Below are 3,544 nucleotides of genomic sequence, written 5' to 3' on the forward strand. Positions count from 1 at the left end.
GATCCACGGAGGATCCCCGTCCTTGCCGGGAACCGGCCTCAGGCGGCCAGAGCGGTCTCCGCGAGCTTCACCCAATAGCTCATGCCATGCGGAATGACCTCGTCGTTGAAATCGTAGGCCGGGTGGTGCAGGCCGGCCGTGTCGCCGTTGCCGATGAAGATGAAGGCGCCCGGCCGCGCTTCCAGCATGTAGGAGAAATCCTCGCCGCCCATCACCGGCTGGATGGAGCGGTGCACCTGTGAATTGCCAGCGATATCGGCGGCGACGTCGGCTGCAAAGACCGTCTCTTCCGCATGGTTGAAGGTGACCGGATAGTTGGGCTCGTAGTCGAAGGTGATGGTGGCGCCAAAGGCGGCGGCCAGGCCGTCGCAAAGGGCGCGAATGCGCTCCTCGGCCTTCTTGGCCACTTCCTTCTTCAGCGAGCGCACCGTGCCGGCGATCTCGGCGCTCTCGGGGATGACGTTGTAGGCGTCGCCGGCGTGGAATTTCGTCACCGACACCACCACCGACTCGACCGGGTCGGTGCTGCGCGAGGCGATCGTCTGCATCGCTCCGACAAGCTGGCTGGTGATGACGATCGGATCGATGGTGCCGTGCGGCATGGCCGCATGGCCGCCCCGGCCCTTGACGGTGATGGTGAATTCGGCGGTCGCCGCCATGATCGGGCCCGGCCTGATGGCGAACTGGCCGACCGGCAGGCCCGGCATGTTGTGCATGCCGAACACCTTGGAGATGCCGAAGCGTTCCATCATGCCGTCCTTGACCATCTCGTTGCCGCCGCCGCCGCCCTCCTCGGCCGGCTGGAAGATGACCGCGACCGAGCCGGTGAAATTGCGGGTTTCGGAGAGATATTTGGCGGCACCCAAAAGCATCGCCGTGTGGCCGTCATGGCCGCAGGCATGCATCTTGCCGGGAACAGTCGAGGCGTAGGGCTTGCCGGTGATTTCGTTGATAGGCAACGCGTCCATGTCGGCGCGCAGCCCAATCGTCGTGCCATCGCCGTTGCGGCCGCGGATGATGCCGACGACGCCGGTCTTGCCCAGGCCCGTCACCACCTCGTCGCAACCGAATTCCTTAAGCTTCCCGGTGACGAAGGCCGCCGTCTTGAAGACATCGAAGTTCAGCTCCGGCGTCTGGTGCAGGTGGCGGCGCCAACCGGCGACCTCGTCTTGCATCTCGGCGGCGCGGTTCAAAATCGGCATGATGGTCCCATTTCATCGTTGGAGCAGCCAGTTGCAGCCTGCTGCATTATAGTTGTGATTGCCAGGCGCTTTGCCATGTTGACGTCACATAGGGTAAATAGCACCGCAACAATGCAGCCCGGGAAATCGAGGGCCGGGCCGCACCATGCTGGCGATCGCGTAACGAAATCTTACGGAGCCAGGGGCGACTACGGCAAGAGGCGATTTCGGATTCCATGATGCGGCACGGGCATTTCCTCAAACTATTGCTGGCCGGCGCGCTGGCCTTGCCGATGCTGGCGGGCGTCGCGCGCGCCAATCCTTTGATCCTGTTCGACCTGAAGAGTGGCAAGATCCTTGAGCACCAGGACGCTTTCAAGCGCTGGTACCCGGCGTCGCTGACCAAGCTGATGACGGCCTATGTGACGTTCCGGGCCATCGCCGCCGGTGAGGTCACGCTCGATTCGCCGATCAAGGTGACGAAGCATTCTGCCGGCGAGCCGCCCAGCAAGATGGGCTTCAAGCCGGGCTCGGTGATGCGGCTCGACAATGCGCTGAAGATGATGCTGGTCAAGTCGGCCAACGACATCGCCATGGCCGTTGGCGAAAATATCGGTGGCACGCAGGCGGCCTTCGCCGACCGGATGAACGCGGAAGCGGCGCGTCTCGGCATGACCGGAACACATTTCGTCAATCCGAACGGGCTCTATTCGCCGGACCAGTACACCACCGCGCGCGATCTCGCGCTGCTGGTGATGGCGATCCGCGGCGAGTTCCCGCAATACGCGCCCTGGTTCTCGATCGAGGGGCTCGCCGTCGGCAAGAAGGCGCTCCCCAACTACAATCTGTTGATCGGCCGCTATCCGGGCGCCGATGGCATGAAGACCGGTTTTGTCTGTTCCTCGGGCTTCAACATGATCGGCTCGGCGACGCGCAACGGTCGCACACTGGTCGCCGTGGTGCTTGGCGAGAAATCGGCGGTCAGCCGTGCCGAGACGGCGGCGAAGCTGCTCGACCAGGGCTTTGACACGCCGACCACAGGGTCGACGACACTCGCCGCGCTGCCGTCCTATGGCGACACGATCTCGGCCAACGATTTGCATGACGAGATCTGCAAGAAGAAGACCAAGGCGGAGCAGTCGGAAGCAGCGCCCGCTCCGGCCAAGGATGCGCCGAAGTCGCCTTATCAGGTCAAGCTCGACCACCCAACCCTGGTCGCCGTCGGGCTCGGCGGCGCCGACGGGCCGACGCCGAAGGCGATGCTCGATCAGGCCGGCAAGGAATATGCTGACGTGCCGCTGCCGAGCTGGCGGCCCGACATTCCGGCGCCGACGGGCGCCGAACCGGCCGCAACCGGGACGGCCGCGGCCGCCGCGCAGGGCGACCAGCCGGTCAAGGTCGCGAACTAGCCCGATGGGCGGCAGCTTTCCCATCCCGGTCTCGGTGCTCACCGGCTTCCTCGGCGCCGGCAAGACGACGCTGCTCAACCGGCTGCTGAAGGACCCGCAACTTACCGACACGGCGGTCATCATCAACGAGTTCGGCGAGGTGGCGATCGACCATCTGCTGGTCGAGCAGGCCTCAGACGGCATCATCCAGCTTTCCGACGGCTGCCTGTGCTGCACGGTGCGCGGCGAACTGGTCGATACGCTGGCCGACCTCGTCGACCGGCTGCAGACCGGCCGCATCGCCAGGCTGGCGCGTGTCGTGGTCGAAACCACCGGGCTTGCCGATCCGGCGCCGGTGCTGCAGTCGATCATGGCGCATCCGGCGCTGGTGCAGGCTTTCCGGCTCGACGGCGTGATCACTCTGGTCGATGCGGTCAACGGCAATGCAACCCTCGACGCTCATGTCGAGGCGGTGAAGCAGGTGGCGGTCGCCGACCGCATCGTGCTCACCAAGACCGACCTCGCCACCGATGCCGGCGATGTCGCGGCGTTGCGAGCGCGCCTGCGTCAGCTCAATCCCGGCGCCGTTCTGCTCGATGCCGATGACAGCGAAACCGGCGCCGCGGCGCTGTTCGACTGCGGGCTCTACAACCCCGAAACCAAATCGGCCGATGTGCAGCGCTGGCTGGGCGAAGAGGCTGGTCATCATCACCATGATCATGATGGCCACCACCACCATCATGGCGACGATCATCATCACGATCACCAGCATCGCCACGATTCGCGTGTGCGCTCGCATTCGCTGGTCCATGACGGTCCGGTGCCGTTCTCGGCGATCGAGATGTTCCTCGATCTGCTGCGCTCGACGTATGGCGAGAAGCTGCTGCGCATGAAGGGCGTCATCGAATTGCTGGAGGATCCGTCGCGGCCGCTGGTCATCCATGGCGTGCAGAAGATCCTGCACCCGCCGGCAAG

General features: G+C 64.7%; 3 protein-coding genes. 2 read left to right on the forward strand and 1 reads right to left on the reverse strand.

Features of this window, described 5'->3' with window-relative positions; all coding sequences use genetic code 11:
• Positions 1 to 38: 38 nt before the first annotated feature.
• Positions 39 to 1,202, reverse strand: a complete 1,164-nt coding sequence (locus EN781_RS28730; protein WP_126058042.1) for a M20 aminoacylase family protein — start codon at positions 1,200 to 1,202, stop codon at positions 39 to 41.
• Positions 1,203 to 1,420: 218 nt separating this feature from the next.
• On the opposite strand from EN781_RS28730, the gene EN781_RS28735 reads away from it, so the two are divergent.
• Positions 1,421 to 2,590: a D-alanyl-D-alanine carboxypeptidase family protein gene (locus EN781_RS28735; RefSeq protein ID WP_126059344.1), complete on the forward strand. Its 1,170-nt coding sequence runs from the start codon at positions 1,421 to 1,423 to the stop codon at positions 2,588 to 2,590.
• 4 nt (positions 2,591 to 2,594) lie between these two features.
• Positions 2,595 to 3,544, forward strand: a 950-nt coding sequence (locus EN781_RS28740; RefSeq protein WP_145965684.1) for a GTP-binding protein, incomplete at its 3' end; no start/stop codon positions are given.

Source organism: Mesorhizobium sp. M4A.F.Ca.ET.090.04.2.1, from assembly GCF_003999085.1.
Lineage (GTDB): Bacteria > Pseudomonadota > Alphaproteobacteria > Rhizobiales > Rhizobiaceae > Mesorhizobium.